We start from the raw sequence: 15,118 nt of genomic DNA on the forward strand, positions 1-15,118 counted from the left end.
GGAACCGTCACGCGTTCACCAGCCGACGGCGACGATCAACCACTGCGGGTCGCCGTGCGAGACGAACGACGACTGGTCGGCGACGTCGTCGTACGGGAAGCCGTAGGCGCGGCCGTTGATGGCGCGGTCGTGCCAGAACTTCGCGTACCAGTTGGCCGGCGACTGCTGGTAGAAGCGGGTCGGGTCCTCCCACTGCGTCCGGGGCAGCTGCGCGGTGTGCCGGTTCAGCGCGGCGCAGCCGGTCGGGTCACCGGCGAACCGGCCGGCGCAGCCGAAGATGTCCGACGTGGCCGCCGACAGCCCGACCGAGTCGGCGTACGCGGTGAAGTAGCCGGCGTACTGGCCGCCGGCCCGGAACTGCGGCGAGCTGCCCGGCGCCGGGATCCGGTAGGGCGACTCGATGCTGGCGAGATGCTTGAACTCCGCCGGCACCGCGTCGGCGAAGCGCTGGAACGTCACCGAGCGGTCCTCGGCGAAGGTCGCCTCGTTCTCGCCGACCGCGACGTCGTAGCCGTCGCGCGCGTGCAGCCGCATCGCCAGCTTGAGCACGAACGCGTCGACCCGGGTGGTGTTGCCGTTGAACTGGTTCGTACCCACGGTGAACTCGATGAAGTCGCTGTACTGACTGGTCGGCGAGCCGAGGCGGAAGTACATCCGGCCCGCGGAGTTGACCGGCATGTCCAGGTAGGGCTGCTCGGCGATGGAGTGGGTCTGCCCGTTGAAGCTCCAGTAGACCTGGCTGTCGGGGTAGCGGCCGTTGGTCCGGTTGAGCACCTTGACGGTGAGCACGTTGCGGGCCGGCGGAATGCTTGTCGTGTCACCCCAGAACCCGCCGGTCGGCGGTGGGGTGGTCGGCGGCGTCGTCGAGTCGTCGGTGGTGGCGACCGCCACCTCCCAGAGCGAGTAGCCGTAGGGCGTGGCCCGGGTCGTGCCGTACATCCGCAGGTAGCGGCCGGTGCCGGTGACCGCGAGGGTCTGCGTGCCGCCGGTGCCCGAGGTGGTCGAGGAGACGGTGGTCCACGGCCCGTCCGGTGCGGCGGCCACCTGGAGTTGGTAGGCCACCGCGTACGCGGCCTCCCACCGGAGCGTGACCTGGCAGATGTTCCGGGTGGCGCCGAGGTCGACGCGTAGCCACTGCGGGTCGGCGAACGCGCTCGACCACCGGGTGCCGGTGTTGCCGTCGACCGCGGCCGAGGCCGGGAAGGCGGCGCTCTCGGTGGACGAGGCGACCGCCGGACGGCCGGCGGCCACGTTGCCGCCGCAGGCGGCGAGGCCCGGGGCGGCGCCCGCCGAGGGGGCGGCGGCGAGCATGCCGCCGGCGAGCAGGGTGAGCGCGGTGACGGCGGCGGCGAGCAGCCGACGCCCGGGACGGCCGGGGGCGGGACGGGCCGGCACGAGCCGGTGCGGGACGGGTGGGGTGGGGGACATGAACGCCTCCTTCGGTGGATCCGACGGAGGGCGCTCTCTCGGTCACCGAGGGTGGACCCGGATCGCGGTCGCTGTCAAGGAACAACCGGCGCTCCATGATCTTTTCCGGACTTTCCGCGCATCGTTGACTCAGTGAAGAGTGTCGATGACGCTGGGTGCGAGGGCGCTCTCTCCGCAAGGTCCCCACCACCACCGTCTGGGAGCCACGCATGCCCGCGACACCACCGCTGCCCGCACCCGTACGCCGCCGGCACCGCCCGGCCGGCGTGGCGCTGGCGCTGCTCGCCCTCCTCGCCACGTACCTCGTCGTGCCCGGCCCGGCCGCCGTCGCGGCCGGGCCGCTGATCTCGCAGGGACGCCCCACCACCGCCTCGTCGTCCGAGGGCGCCGCCACCCCGGCCGCCGCCGCCACCGACGGCGACGCCGGCACCCGCTGGTCGAGCGCGTTCGCCGACCCGCAGTGGCTCCAGGTCGACCTCGGGGCCACCGCCACCATCGACCAGGTGCAGCTCGTCTGGGAGGCGGCCTACGCGACCGCGTTCCAGATCCAGGTGGCCGCCGCGCCGACCGGACCTTGGACCACCGTGCACACCACCACCGCGGGCACCGGCGGCACGCAGACCCTCGCGGTCACCGGCACCGGTCGCTACGTGCGGATGTACGGCACCGCCCGGGCCACCGGCTACGGCTACTCGCTCTGGGAGTTCAGGGTCTTCGGCAGCATCGGCACCACCCCGCCGCCCACCGGCCGGCCCATCTCGGAGTTCCGGAAGGTCGCCGCGTCCTCGTGGGAGGGTGGCAACGCGCCCGCCGCCGCGCTCGACGGGCGGAGCACCACCCGCTGGTCGAGCCAGTTCGGCAGCGACCCGCAGTGGCTGAGCATCGACTTCGGCGGCGTCGCCACCATCAACCGGGTGGTGCTCGCCTGGGAGGCCGCCTACGCCACCGGCTACCGCCTGGAGACGTCCGCCGACGGTGCCACCTGGACCATGATCTACGCCACCACCACCGGCCGGGGCGGCACCGAACAGCTCACCGTCACCGGCACCGGTCGCTACCTGCGCCTCTACGGCACCGCCCGGGCCACCGGCTACGGCTACTCGCTGTGGGAGGTGCAGGCGTACGGCGGCGTCGACGACACCGCCACCACCGCGCCGCTGCTCTCCGGCCCCACCCGCCCGCCGGCGACCCGCGACCAGTTCGCGCTGACCGCGCCGGCCGACGCGGCGATGGTCACCACCACCCGCCGGCCCGCGCTGAGCTGGACGGCGGTCGCCGGCGCGACCCGCTACCAGGTGTGGATCAACATCAGTCGCACCGACTACGACTTCACCGCCGCCGGCAACCTGCTCGACCTCTACACCAAGGTCGCCGAGCCGACCGGCACGACCTACACGCCCACCTGGGACCTGCCGGACCGCTGGACCTACCAGTGGTACGTCACCACCGTCGGCGGCACCCCGGTCACCTCGACCATCCGGCGCTTCAGCGTCTACCTGCCGGTGCTGGAGAACGTCGCCGACGGGATCGGCGTCGTCGCCGGCGCCCGCGACCTCAACCGCAACGGCGCCATCGAACCGTACGAGAACTGGCGGCTGCCGGTGTCGAGCCGGGTGGACGACCTGCTCGCCCGGATGACGCCCGAAGAGAAGGCGTACCAGCTGTTCTACAACGCCCAGGCGTACCCCCGATCGGGTTGGCACTTCGGGCCCGCGCAGGCGGCGGACCTGCACAGCCAACTGCTCGCCTCGGCCGGCACCCGGCTGGGCATCCCGTTCGTCTCGGCGGGCGACACGATCCACGGCTACCAGACGACGTACCCGATGCAGAGCGCGCTGGCCGCGGCGAGGAACTACCCCCTCGACTACCGGCTCGGCGACATGCAGCGGCGGGAACAGTTGGAGGTCGGCACCCGCGGCGTCCTCGGTCCGCTGGCCGAGGTCGGCACCAAGGTGATCTACCCCCGGATCCAGGAGGGCAACGGCGAGAACGCACAGGTCGCCGCGGCCCAGGTCCGCGCCCTGGTGGCCGGCCTCCAGGGCGGCCCGGAGCTGAACCCGCACTCGGTGCTGGCGACGGTCAAGCACTGGCCCGGCGAGGGTGCCGGCGGCGAGGCCCTGATCGTCTACGACAACGTGACGATCAAATACCACATGATCCCGTTCCGCGCGGCCATGGAGGCCGGCGCGGTCAACATCATGCCCGGATACGCGGGCAGCTCACTGCTCGACCCGGGCGGCCCCGGCGCCGGCGACAGCGCCAAGATCCTCGCCTACCTGCGGCAGAACCTCGGCTACCAGGGCCTGATCACCACCGACTGGCTGCCCTCGGGCTCCTGGATCGGCGCGGCGAAGGCCGGCTCCGACGTGATGGGCGGCGCCGACCCGGGCGCGGCCGGCTTCTCGATCGCCGACTTCGTGGCCAACGTGCCGGCGTCGCGCATCGACGACGCGGTCCGGCGGGTGCTACGGCTGAAGTTCCAGCTCGGCATCTTCGAGGCCCCGTACGGCGACCCGGTCAACGGCCCGTACCGCTTCCACCAGCCGGCGTACGCGGCGCTGGCCGACCAGGCCGCCCGCGAGGCGATGACCCTGCTGAAGAACGACGCCGGCACGCTGCCGGTGCGGCTCGCCGCCGGCGACGACATCGTGGTCGCCGGTCCGCGGGCGGCCGACGGCGGCTCCTGCTGCGTGTGGACCAGCTTCTTCCACGCCGAGTACGGCTCGCGGACCATCCTGGACGCCATCCGGGCCCGGGCCGCCGAGGCCGGGGTGACCGTGCACCAGGACGACAGCCCGAACCCGAAGCTGGCGGTGGTCGCGGTCGGCGAGGCCTCCTACACCCACGCGACCAACTGGCCCAAGGAACAGCCGTACCTGCCGCCGGACCAGCTCGCGGTGATCCAGAAGTTCCGCGCCCGGGGCATCCCGGTGGTGGTGGCGCTGGTGCTGCCCCGGCCCTACGTCATCACCGAGTGGCGGGACCTGGCCAGCGCCGTCGTGGTCACCTACCGGGGTGGCGAGGAGATGGGCCCGGCCCTGGCCGGCCTGCTCTTCGGCGACTACCAGCCGCGCGGCAAGCTGCCCTGGCAACTGCCCCGCAACCTCTCCGACGTGCTGCGTCCGGGCGGCACCGACACCCCGACCGACGCGGTCGAGTCGTGGGACCTGCCGTACGACCTGGGCGCGACCGCGACCGAGCGGGCCCAGATCCGGGCCGCGATCGACGCGGGCCAGCCACCCGCGACGACCTACGGTAGTCCGCTCTACCCCTACGGCGCCGGGCTGACCGGCTTCTGAGCGCACGGGCGGGGGCGCGCGCCCCCGCTCACACCTTGCGGAAGCGCGCCTCGGTCACCGCGAACAGCCCGTACGCCGCGAACCCGGCCGCGACCACGAGCAGCAGCGCGGTGCCGTAGGGCTCGCCGGCCAGCGTCCGCAGCGCCGCGTCGAGCCCGCGCGCCCGGTCCGGCTCGTACCGCCACGCCGCCAGGACGAACAGCACCCCGGCGATCCCGTACGCCAGCCCCTTGGCCACGAAGCCCGCCGTACCGAGCCGGCGCACCAGCCGCCGGGTCGCCGCCGCCATCTCGCCGACCCGCAGGTGCTTCTCGAACCGCCCGGTGACTCCGACGAACGCCAACCATCCCCCGAGCCCGGCCAGGACCAGTCCCGCCACGAGGACGGTGAGCCGTCCACCGCTCGACGCGAGCAGACCCTCGGCGGTGTCCTGCTGGGTGTCGGCGCTTGACGACTTCTTGCCGCGCGCCACCTTCACCCCGCTGAACGCGAGGTAGAGGTAGAACGCGGCCCGGCCGGCCGACGCCAGCCGCTCGGTCGGCCGACGCTCCCGGAGCATCTCCAGCACCTGCCAGACCGCCATGGCCACCAGCCCGACGACGATCGCCACGACCAGCACCAGGCCGAACGGCTCGTCGGCGATCTCCTGCATGGCGCCCGACTGGTCGCCGTCGGCGGCCGGGCCGCCCGAGGCCACCCGGACGACCACCCAGGCGAAGAGCAGGTGCAGAATGCCGTAGCCGACGAAGCCGGCCCGGGTGAGACGCTCCAGCGTGGGATTGTCGGCGGCGCGGGAGACGGTGCCGCGAGCCCGCGAGGACAGCGATGACATGCGCCGACATTCACCCGTAGCGGCTCCGGCGAAACATGGGCGAGGGCAGGGCCGTTCGCGGCGGCACACCCCGGCGGCGACGCGGTCGTGTCTATGCTCGTGGTCATGTCCCTGGGGAGCGCGGGCGGCGCGGACCGCTGGTTCGAGTCGGCGACCGGGACGGCCGGCGGGGCCGAGGTGTTCCTCTTCCCGTACGCCGGTGGCATCGCCGCGTCGTTCACGCCCTGGCAGGAGGCGGCCCCGCCGGAGCTGTCGGTGCGGGTCGCGCGGTTGCCGGCCCGGGGGGTCCGGTTGCACGAACCGCCCGTCGACGATCTGACCGAGCTGGTGGCGGAGCTGACGACGGCGGTCACCGAGCGGGCGTCGGGCCCGTTCCTGCTGTTCGGGCACAGCCTGGGCGCGCTGGTGGCGTTCGAGGTGGCCCGGGAGCTGCGTCGCCGGGGCGGCCCCGATCCGCTGGCGTTGCTGGTCAGCGGCGCCGAGGGGCCGCAGACCCGGCGGGTCGCGCGGCGCTGCCACGAGCTCGACGACACCGACCTGATCGAGGCGCTGCGCGACTTCGGGGTCACGTCGGCCGCGCTGCTGGCCGACCGGGAGCTGATGGAGCTGATCCTGCCGGGGATCCGGGCCGACTTCGCCCTGTCCGAGCGGTACGCCTACCGTCCCGGACCGCCGCTGGAGCTGCCGGTGCACGTGCTGCTCGGCGACCGCGACGAGCACGTCGACCCGGACCGGGCGGCCGGGTGGGCGCGGGACTGCGCGGCACCGCCGCGGGTCCACGTGTACGCCGGGGGGCACTTCTTCCTGGCCGAGCACCGGTCGGAGATCCTGGACCTGATGCGACGCATCGTCACCTGTCACACCGCTCCGGCGCATTCCGCGACAAAGGACAGGTAAGGACCCACCGGCGCGCGGGGGCTTCCACGATGGCGGCCGTGGGACATGGTGGATCGACGAGACGCGGTGCTAGAGTTCGCCATTCCTTCGTCGAGGAACGCCGCTGCCGAGGCGGCACACCGTAGCGCGCCGAGGTGTTGATGAGCCGGCCGTACCTGCCGTCCCTGGTCCTGCGCGACTACCTGCACGCGGTGGCGACACTCCACCCCCAGCTGCGCGGGATGCTCGACTTCGGGCGGCCGGGCGCGGCCGAGGCGCTGGCCGAACTGGCCGCCACGGTGAGCGAGTTCGACACCGACTCCACCGGCCGGGGCGACTCGTACCGCCGGGCCCAGCGCGACACGCTGGTGCGCTGGACCGGGATGCGGCGCCTGCTGGAGCTGGCCACCCCGGCGGACGCCGAGCCGGTCACCGTGATCCTGGACGTGCTCGGCGGCGACGGCACCGTGGCCCGCGCCGCGAGCAGCCAGTCCGCCTGCTTCGAGTCCAAACTGGCGTTCGTCACCGGTGACGTGTCCGGCCACATGGTCGACCGGGCGCTCGCGCACGGCCTGCCCGCCGTCCGCCAGGCCGCGCACTTCCTCTTCCTGCGCGACGGCAGCGTGGACGCGGTGCTGCTGGCGTACGGCACCCACCACATCCCGGCGCACCGGCGGCCACCGGCGGTGGCGGAGGCGGCCCGGGTGGTCCGCCCCGGCGGCCGGATCGTGCTGCACGACTTCGACGAGTCCAGCCCGATGGCCGGGTTCTTCGCCGAGGTGGTGCATCCGCACGCGGCCGGCGGCCACGACTACCGGCACTTCACCCGCGCGGAGCTGGCCGGCCTGTTCGCCGACGCCGACCTGCCGGTGCGCGTCGTCGACCTGTACGACCCGCTGATCGTGCGCGCCGACACCGAGCGGGCCGCGTACGCCGGGATGCGCGACTACGTCGGCGACATGTACGGCGTCCGGGACTTCTTCGCGACGATCGGCGACGACGCGGTGTGGCGGTTGCTCACCCACCACTTCGACCACGCCGGCTACCTGGCCGCGACCGGCGGCCGGGACGGCATCCCGGTCCGGCCGGTGGTCTACCGGGCCGACGGGCAGTTCGTCGCCGAGGTGCCCCGGATGGCGATCGTCGCGACCGCGACCAGGACGGCGTGACCACCATGTCCGATCCGCGCTACCTGCCCGATCTGGTGCACCGGCCCACCGGCCCGGACGCCGACCGGATCGCGGTCGTCGCCCCGGACGGCGAGCTGAGCTACGCGCGACTGTGGGAGCGGGCCGACGCGACGACGGAGCTGCTGCGCCGGGCCGGCGTCCGGCCGGGCGACCGGGTCGGCCTGCACCTGCACCGGTCCGCCGACTACGTGACGGCGCTGCTGGGGACGCTCGGGTCGGGCGCGGTCGCGGTCCCGGTCGATCCCGAGCTGCCCTCCGGCCGGGCCGAGCAGATGCTCGCCCTGGCCGCCCCGCGCGTCGTGCTCCACGCGGACCGGCCCGCCACGGTGGCCGCACCGGCGGACACCCTCTGGCGCGACGTGCGTACCGCCGGGGTGGGGGTGGGCCTCGACCCGCCGGACCGCGCGGGCTGGGCGCCGCCCGCGGAACAGGCCGCGCTGGTGTTGTTCACCTCGGGTTCCACCGGCCGGCCGAAGGGGGTGGTGCTGCACCACGCCGGGCTGGTCAACCGACTGGCCTGGGGCCACGACCGGTTCGGCTTCACCGCCGAGGACCGGGTGCTGCACAAGGCGTCGATCGGGTTCGACGCGTCGGTGCACGAGATCTTCGCCCCGCTGGTCGCGGGCGGCGTCGTGGTCGTCGCCGGTCCGGGGCTGCCGTTCGACAGCCTCGGCCTGGTCCGGCTGATCCGGCGGGAGGCGGTCACCACCGCGCACTTCGTGCCGACCATGCTGCGGCACGTGCTGGACGAGCCGGAGTTCGCCGGCTGCGGGACGCTGCGGCGGGTGCTGTGCGGCGGCGAGGCGCTTGACATGCGGCTGGTCCGGCGGCTGCGGGAGGTGCTGCCGTGCGGGCTGTTCAACGGGTACGGCCCGAGCGAGACCTCGATCAACGTGTCCTACTGGGACTGCGCCGAGCCGTACGCGGGCAGCATCGCCCCGATCGGCCGGCTCGTCGACGGCGTGGTCGCCCACGTGCGCGACGAGGAGGGCCGGCCGGTCGCCGACGGGGACACCGGTGAGCTGTGGCTCGGCGGGGTGGCGGTCGGCCTGGGCTATCTGGGCGACGACGCGCTCACCGCGGAACGCTTCCGGCCCGACCCGGAGCGGCCGGGCGGCCGGCTCTACCGCACCGGCGACCTGGTGCGGGTCGCGCCGCAGGGGTTCCTGGAGTTCCGGGGCCGGGTCGACGACCAGGTCAAGGTCCGGGGCGTGCGGGTGGAACCGGGCGAGGTCGCGGCCGTGCTGCGCGAGCATCCCGCGGTGCACGACGCGGTGGTGGTGACCGTGCCCGACGCCGACGCCGACGCCGGGCCGCGCCTGGTCGGCTACGTCGTGCCCCGGCCGAGACGCGCCCCGACGGTCGGTGGGCTGCCCCGGTTCCGGCTGCCCAACGGCATGGCGGTGACCGCCGCCTCGCCCGACGAGGCGGTCTTCCTCTTCCGGCAGATCTTCGACCACGCGGAGTACTCCCGGTTCGGCGTCCGCCTCGGTGACGGCGCGGTCGTCGTCGACGTGGGCGCCAACATCGGCCTGTTCGCGCTCTGGGCGACCCGGCAGGCCCGCGACGTACGCCTGGTCGCGGTCGAACCGAACCCGGACACGCTGCCGTACCTGCGGGCCAACCTCGGCCTCTACGCCGCGTCGGCGTCCGTCGTCGAGGCGGCGGTGACCGACGTCGCCGGCACCGCCGAGCTGATCTCGTTTCCGGAGCTGAGCTACCTGTCCGGCCTCGGCGCCGACCGGGCCGGGGCGGCGTCGGAGCTGGTCCGGTCGCACTACCGGCACGGCGGCGGCGCCGCCGACGACGCCGAACGGGCCGCGCTGCTGGCGGACGCGCGCCGCCGGCTGACCCCGGTGGCGCACGTCGTGCCGACGGTGACCCTGTCCGAGCTGCTGGACCGCTTCGCGCTCGACCGGGTCGACCTGCTGAAGGTCAACGTGGAGGGCGCCGAGCTGAGCGTGCTGCGCGGGGTGCGCCCGGAGCACTGGCCCCGCGTCCGCCAGGTGTGCCTGGAGGTCGAGCGCAGCAGCGTCACCGCGCCACCGGCGCGGGAGCTGCTGTCGGCGGCCGGGTTCACGGTGCACGAGATCGGCGACTGGAACGTCGGCGCCGACGCCGACGTCAGCTACCTCTACGCGGTGCGGTCGGGGGAGCAGCCGCCGGCCGGCTCGCCCTGGGCCGAGCCCGCCGACCAGATGCTGACCACCGCCCAGCTCCAGGGCTACCTGGCGTCGACGCTCCCGTCGGCGATGCGCCCGGACCAGATCGTCCTCGTCGACCACCTGCCCCGGCTGCCCAACGGCAAGGTGGCGCGGCGGGAGCTGCCGCCGCCACCCCGACCGCGGGCGGACCTCGCCGCCGAACCGGGCGGCGTGCTCACCGACCGGCTGCGCGAGGCGTGGCGGGTCACGCTCGGCGTCGACGCGGTCCACGACGACGACAACTTCCTCGCCCTCGGCGGGCACTCGCTGACCGCGCTGCGGGTGGCGGTGCGGGTGCGCGAGATGGCCGGCCTGGAGGTCAGCCCGGCGGGCTGCCTGCGCGCCGGGTCGTTCGCCGACTGGCTGACCCGGGTCACCGACGGGGGACACGATGTCCGCGCCGCCCGGTGACGCGTCCCGGCACGTCGTCGTGGTGGGCGGCGGCCGGCTCGCCCGCGCGCTCTGCGACTCCCTGGCCGCGATCCCCACCCCGGTCCGGCTCCGGGTGACCGTGCTGGCCCGCGACCCGGGCGCGGCGGACCGGCTGGCCCGGGGCGCGCAGGTGCGGGCCACTGTCGCCGGCACCGCCGTCGGGTTCGCCGCCCGGCCGTTCACCCCGTCCACCACCGACCCCGGGGCCGGCTACGCCGCCGACGCCGCGTCGATGGCCCAGCTCCGGCCCGACGTGCTGGTCTGCGCCGCGTCGGCCCAGTCGCCGTACGAGCGGACGCACGCGCCGTCGGCCTGGACGGAGCTGGTCACCGCCGCCGGGTTCGGGGTGACGCTGGCGTTGCAGGCCGAGCTGGTGTCCCGGCTGGCCGCCGCGCTGGCCGCCGGCGCGCCGGACGCGTCGCTGGTGAACGCCGCCTTCCCGGACGCGGTCAACCCGCTGCTGGCCGCGGCGGGCCGGCCGGTGCTCTGCGGCATCGGCAACGTGGCGACGCTGGCCGCCTGCCTGGACGCCGCGCTGGGCGGCCCCGGACCTCGACGGTTGGCCGTGCTCGGCCACCACGCCCACCTCGCGGCACCCGACCCGGCCGCCACCGACGACACCGCCGAGGTGCGCGCCTGGCTGGACGGCCGGGAGGTCCCGGACGTCACGACGCTGCTCGCCGGCTACCGCGCCCTGCCCCGCCCGGAGCTGAACGCGCTGGCCGGGCACGCCGGGGCCGCCGTGGTGGCGGCGCTGGCCGCCGGGGTGGACGAGGTGGTGGCGAACCTGCCCGGTCCGCTGGGCCTGCCGGGCGGCTATCCGGTCCGACTGCGCGCCGGCCGGGCCGAACTGCGCCTGCCGGCCGGCGTCGACGTGGCGCACGCGTCGGCCTGGAACACCGCCGCCGGGCGCCGGGACGGCGTCGAGGTCGACGACGGCCACGTGCGCTACCCGGAGCGGGCCCGGGCGGCGCTGGCGGCGTACCGGCCGGACCTGGCCGGCGGTTGGCACGCCGGCGAGCTGCCGGACGTCTTCGCCCGGTTCACCGCCCTGCGTGACCACCTGCGAGCGGTGCCGCCGGCGCCTGCCCGTGTCCGGAGTGTGTGGGAGGAAGCCCGATGTCCGTGACCGCCCCGACCACCCGCAACCTGATCACCGACTACCAGGACGTCATCGCCTCGGCGGTGCGGCGGTGCGGCGCGGGCCCCGGCGACGCCGCCGGCACGCCCGGCTTCGCGCCCGGCTTCGACCTGCCCGAGCTGACCCCGGCCGTGCGCGACTTCTACGCCGCGGCCACGGTGCGCTGGGCCCCGCTCGGTGAGTACGGCGGCCACCGCCTCCACCTGCTCGACCTGACCGGCAACCCGGACACCCGGACCACCAAGACGTTCGCGTCCCTGGTGATCGTCGCCCGCGCGGTGGAACACATCCGGCGTACCGGCGCCCGGCTGCGCATCGTCACCCCGACCTCCGCCAACAAGGGTGTCGCGCTGCGCGACGCGGTGGCCCGCGCGTACGCGGCCGGGCTGGTCACGCCCGAGCAACTCGCCATCGTGGTGCTCGCGCCGCGGGCGACCCGGCACAAGTTCCGCCACGACGCGCTCGCCGCCGACCCGGTCGCCCGCCGGCTCAACCCGCTGCTGCGCTACACCGGCGACGACCCGGAGGGCGTGAAGGCGCTCGGCCGCGCGTTCGTCGACGCGTACGCCGCCCGGCTGCACGACGAGCACGGCGTCACGCTCTGGTACACCCTGGACCTGAGGAACTACCTGGTGGCCGACGCGGCCCGGGCCGCGTTCGAGGCCGAGGTCGCCCCGACCGGCGGGGCCCCCGCCCGCTGGCACGCCCACGCCGTGTCCAGCGCGTTCGGTCTGCTCGGCTACAACCTCGGCCGCGACGTGCTGGAGGCGGCCGGCCGGGCCGACCCGGACGACCGTCCCGGTTTCCTGCTCGTGCAGCACCTCGGCACGCCCGACATGGTGCTCAGCCTGCGCCACGGCTCGTTCGCGCGGGACAACGTCCCGACCTGGACCCGCGACGAGAGCCTGGACGCCTGGACGCAGGACAAGGACCCGCGCTTCCCGGCCGTCACCGACGACCCGGCCGAGGTGCTCGACCCGACCTTCTACACCCACCGCCCGGTGACCTCCCCGGCGATGAACGCGCTGATCGACAGGCACGGCGGCGACGGCATCGTGGTGTCGCGGCGCGAGTGCGTCAAGCACTACCCGGCGGCCCGGGCGCGGCTGGCCGACGCCGGGCTCGTGCTGCCGGCCGAGCCGGGACGGCTGCGGGAGTGGTCCATCGTGATGGCGTTGACCGGCGTCTGCAACGCCGTCGACCGGGGCCTGGTGCCGGCCGGACACGACATCGTGGTGCACGGCACCGGCAGCTACGCCGACGACTTCACGGTCGCCGACGCGGACGCCGAGGTGTCCACCGTCGCCGACGTCGCGGCGGCAGTCGTGGGCCGGCGGTGAGCCCGACGCCGGCCGCCCACCCGCTCGGCCTGCCCGCCGGGCCGGCCGAGCGGCTCGTCGCGCGGGCCCGGACCGCCGGGGTCGAGCCGGCCACTGTGGTGCTCACCGCGACCGCGCTGCTGGTCCGCCGGTACACCGGCGTCCAGGTGGTGACGCTGGGCCACGGCGACGAGCCGGTGACGCTGGACCTGACCGTCGACGCCCCGATCCGGGAACTGTGGCACGCGCTGCGCCCGGCGTCGCCCGGCGTCACAGCCGACGCGGTCGTCCGGATCGACCCCGACCTGCGCGCCGGCACGCTGACCGGCCTGCCCGACGACTATGCCGACGACCTGTGCGCCGACCTGACCGACGTGCTGTCCGCGCTCGACCCGGACGCGTCGTCGGCCGACGTGCTGCGCGTGGCCCGCTACGAGCGGCGTCCGGCGCCCGACCTGGGCCGGCTGCACGGCGGCGACGGCACCGAGGTCGACGCCGTACGCGGGGAGACGATCCCCGCCGCGTTCGCCGCGGTGGTCGCCGCGCACCCGGACCGGGTGGCGGTGCTGGCCGACGACGCGACGGTGACCTACCGCGACCTCGGCGCGGCGGTGACCGCGACCGCGGCGGCGCTGACCGGGCCGGGCGACCCCGCGACGCCGCCCGCGCCGGTGGCGGTGTTGTGCCGCCACGGGGTCGCCACGATCACCGGGATCCTCGCGGCGCTGGCGTCCGGGTCGGCGTACGTGCCGCTGGACCCCGGGTTCCCGGCCATCCGGCTGGCCGGCATGATGCGCGACGCCGGGGTACGGGCCGTCGTCGCCGACTCCGCACACGCGCGGCTCGCCGCCACGCTGGCCGCCGACGCCGGGCTGCCGGCGCTGCCCGTGGTGCCGCTGCGACCGGGCGGTCCCGGGTCCGGCCCGCCGGTGCCGCCCGGCCCGGCGCGGCCGGACGACCCGGCGTACGTGCTCTACACCTCCGGGTCGACCGGACAGCCCAAGGGGGTGGTGCAGAGCCACCGCAACGTGCTGTTCGGCATCCGTAACCACGTGCGCAACTTCGCCGTCCGGCCGGACGACCGCACCAGCGTGCTCACCTCGTTCGGCTACGACATGGCGGTCACCGACACGTTCGCCGCGCTGCTGTCCGGCGCCGCCGCCGTCCCCGTCGACGTGCGGGCGCACGGCCTCGGTCACCTGGCCGGCGCGCTCGCCGACCGGGGCGTCACGGTCTACCACTCCACCCCCACCGTCTACCGCTACCTGGTGGCGAGCCTGGGCGACGGTGGGCGGCTGCCGTCGGTCCGGGCGATCCTGCTCGGCGGCGAGGAGGTCACCCGGCACGACGTGACGCTGGCCCGGCGGTCGTTCGCGCCGGGCGTGGTGTTCGTCAACGGGTACGGCACCACCGAGATCAGCTTCGCCACGCAGCACCACCTGCCGCCCGACGCCCGCCCGGAGCGGGCCGTGGTACCGATCGGGCACCCGCTGCCGGGCGTCGAGGTGGTGCTGACCGACCCGGCCGGGCGCCCCACCTGCCGGACCGGCGAGGTCGTCGTGCGCACCCCGCACGTCGCGCTCGGTTACCTGGGGCTCGCGGAGCTGACGGCAGCCCGGTTCACCGAGCACGACGGGGTGCGGGCGTACCGGACCGGGGATGTCGCCCGGCGGCTGCCCGACGGGACGCTGGTCTTTCTCAGCCGCAGCGACCGGATGGTGAAGATCCGCGGTTACCGGGTGGAACTGGGTGAGGTCGAGGCCCACCTGGCCGGGCTGCCCGGGGTGGGCCGGGCGGCCGTGGTGGCGCGACGCGACGCGGCCGGCGCCGGCGAGCAGGAGATCATCGGGTACGTCGTGCCGGCCGGCGGGGCGGACCTGCGGCCGGCGGAGCTGCGGGGGCGGCTGGCGGCGGTGCTGCCGGACTTCATGGTGCCCCGGGCCGTGGTGCCGGTGCCGGACCTGCCGACCGGCCCGACCGGCAAGCTCGACCCGGCCGCCCTGCCCGACCCGGACGCGGAGGCCGACGGCCCGACCGGTGGGCCGCCGTCGGGGCCGGTCGAGGAGACCATCGCGGCGGGCTGGCGCGCGGTGCTGGGACTGTCCACCGTGGACCGGCGGGTGAACTTCTTCGCCGCGGGCGGCCACTCGCTCCAACTCGCCCTGGTGCAGAAGCACCTGGAGGAACAGCTCGGGCGGCGGGTGCCGCTGGCCCGGCTGGTGGAGTTCCCGACGGTGGCGTCGCTGGCCGCGCACCTGGCGGCGGGCAGCGCGAACGGCGTGCCGGAGGACGGTCGCCTGGCGGCGGTCGGCCGCCGGATGGCGCGGCGCCGGGCCGCGCGGGGCGGCGACCCGGGGAAGGGCGAACCGTGAGCGCGAGGAACGCAGCGCAGCGGAG

At 75.3% G+C, this 15,118-nt stretch carries 8 protein-coding genes and 1 pseudogene; 7 read left to right on the plus strand and 2 right to left on the minus strand.

The window, feature by feature from the left end; translation table 11 throughout:
• Positions 1 to 84: 84 nt before the first annotated feature.
• Positions 85 to 1,428, minus strand: a pseudogene (locus ACZ6O5_RS29850) (beta-1,3-glucanase family protein); the annotation flags it as partial.
• 209 nt (positions 1,429 to 1,637) lie between these two features.
• Here ACZ6O5_RS29850 and ACZ6O5_RS29855 point away from each other — a divergent pair.
• Entirely contained in the window at positions 1,638 to 4,727 is a 3,090-nt protein-coding gene (locus ACZ6O5_RS29855) for a discoidin domain-containing protein (RefSeq protein WP_465981488.1), read from the plus strand.
• Between the two features lie 28 nt (positions 4,728 to 4,755).
• Here ACZ6O5_RS29855 and ACZ6O5_RS29860 read toward each other — a convergent pair whose 3' ends face one another.
• A complete protein-coding gene (locus ACZ6O5_RS29860; protein WP_281939143.1) occupies positions 4,756 to 5,559 on the minus strand; it encodes a DUF1206 domain-containing protein in 804 nt (267 codons plus the stop codon).
• A 105-nt stretch (positions 5,560 to 5,664) separates the two neighbouring features.
• Here ACZ6O5_RS29860 and ACZ6O5_RS29865 point away from each other — a divergent pair, with 105 nt between their 5' ends.
• From ACZ6O5_RS29865 to ACZ6O5_RS29890, 6 genes are all read left to right on the plus strand, one after another.
• Positions 5,665 to 6,456: a thioesterase II family protein gene (locus ACZ6O5_RS29865; RefSeq protein WP_465981490.1), complete on the plus strand. Its 792-nt coding sequence runs from the start codon at positions 5,665 to 5,667 to the stop codon at positions 6,454 to 6,456.
• A gap of 140 nt (positions 6,457 to 6,596) precedes the next feature.
• Positions 6,597 to 7,604 (plus strand): class I SAM-dependent methyltransferase, encoded by a 1,008-nt coding sequence (locus ACZ6O5_RS29870; RefSeq protein WP_465981492.1) that lies wholly within the window; start codon positions 6,597 to 6,599, stop codon positions 7,602 to 7,604.
• 5 nt (positions 7,605 to 7,609) lie between these two features.
• Entirely contained in the window at positions 7,610 to 10,240 is a 2,631-nt protein-coding gene (locus ACZ6O5_RS29875) for an amino acid adenylation domain-containing protein (protein ID WP_465981539.1), read from the plus strand.
• Complete coding sequence (locus ACZ6O5_RS29880) at positions 10,221 to 11,390, plus strand: potassium transporter TrkA (protein ID WP_465981494.1); 1,170 nt, start codon at positions 10,221 to 10,223, stop codon at positions 11,388 to 11,390. Before ACZ6O5_RS29875 ends, ACZ6O5_RS29880 begins: the two co-directional genes overlap by 20 nt.
• Complete coding sequence (locus tag ACZ6O5_RS29885; RefSeq protein ID WP_465981496.1) at positions 11,381 to 12,742, plus strand: DUF6002 family protein; 1,362 nt, start codon at positions 11,381 to 11,383, stop codon at positions 12,740 to 12,742. Before ACZ6O5_RS29880 ends, ACZ6O5_RS29885 begins: the two co-directional genes overlap by 10 nt.
• On the plus strand, positions 12,739 to 15,093 hold the full coding sequence (locus tag ACZ6O5_RS29890; RefSeq protein WP_465981498.1) for a non-ribosomal peptide synthetase: 2,355 nt from the start codon (positions 12,739 to 12,741) through the stop codon (positions 15,091 to 15,093). Before ACZ6O5_RS29885 ends, ACZ6O5_RS29890 begins: the two co-directional genes overlap by 4 nt.
• The last annotated feature ends 25 nt before the right edge of the window (positions 15,094 to 15,118 follow it).

The sequence above is a fragment of the Micromonospora sp. NPDC049201 genome, assembly GCF_055586805.1.